The 1,247-nt window shown below is 74.6% G+C and carries 1 protein-coding gene; it reads left to right on the top strand.

Annotated elements, in window-relative coordinates; all coding sequences use genetic code 11:
• A partial coding sequence (locus tag IG69_RS0119430) for an HNH endonuclease (protein WP_157577745.1) occupies positions 1–1,247 on the top strand: 1,247 nt, incomplete at both ends.

Genomic DNA, 1,247 nt, shown 5'->3' with positions numbered 1-1,247 from the left:
GGGTGGAGACGACGGTGCGCTCGGGCTCGTGGGAGCGGGTGCACCCGGTGGGGTTCGTCGACGCGATGGCCTCGACGCGGATGTCGCTCGCGACGGGGCTGACCGAGGGGGTCGCGGGCCGGAAGGCGGCGTTGGGTGCGGCGCTGGGTGAGCGGTTCCCGCGGGTGCGCGAGCTGCTCGTCGCGGGCGAGGTGGCCGTGGTGAACGTGCAGAAGGTGGTCGACGCGTGCGCCGGGCTGGACGCCGAGGCCTGCTGGAAGGTGGATGCGGCGCTGGCGCCCCGGTTGGCGGGGATGGACCCGGCGCGGGTCGCGGGTGAGGCGCGGCGGGTCGCGACGCGGGTGGCGGCGGACCAGGTCGCGGCGCACGTGGCGCTGCGGAAGCGGGGCCGGTGCGTGGAGGTCCGGCCCGGGGAGGACGGGCTGAGCGACTGGTTCGCGTCCGTGCCGACGGCGACGTCCTCGGCGATGTGGGCGGCGGTGGAGGAGCTGGCCGGTGACTACCGGCAGAGCGACGGCGCGCTGTCGGTGCCGGAGTCGCGGGCGGACGCGCTGGCCGACCTCGTGCTGCGCAACGTCAAGGTCAGCGCGCAGGTCACCCTCGGGGTGCCGGTCGTGACCGACCGGCCCGCACCCGAGGAGCAGTGCGGGACGAGGTTCCGGGTGGAGTGGGACGACGAGGACACCCTCATCGACGCCACGACCGGGGAGGTCGTCCGGTACGGCGACCTCGACCCGGACTCGCGCGAGGAGCTGTCCTGGCTGGAGGAGCCGGCCGAGCTCGACGGCGACCTCGCCTACACGCAAGCGGTCGTGTCGCCGGGGTACGCGGTGTCGGGGACGCAGCTGCCGGGTCTGGGCTGGGTCGACCCCGCCACCCTCGCCAACCTCTTCAAGGTCCTGCCGCTCGAGGTGGCCCGCGCCGTCCTCGAGGCCGACACCGGGACCCTGGCCTCCCTCACCACTGCCGCGTACAAGCCACCGAAGGCGATCAGCGAGTTCGTCAAGACGCGGGACGGGACGTGCCGGATGTGGGGCTGCACCAGACCCGCCGTGCACTGCGACCTCGACCACGTCCGGCCATGGCCCGTCGGCCAGACCAGCCCGACCGGGTTGGAGGACCTCTGCCGGCGCCACCACCGCTTCAAGCAACAGAGCCGGTGGCGACCCCACCTCGCCCCCGACGGCACCGTCACCTGGCACGGCCCCGACGGCGCCAACCGCACCACCGAACCCCCAGCACCGCAC

The sequence above is a fragment of the Phycicoccus jejuensis genome (genome assembly GCF_000720925.1).
GTDB classification, from domain to species: Bacteria; Actinomycetota; Actinomycetes; order Actinomycetales; family Dermatophilaceae; genus Phycicoccus; species Phycicoccus jejuensis.
The sequence above is the reverse complement of the archived record's forward strand: the minus strand, read 5'-3'. Positions and strand labels throughout refer to the sequence as shown.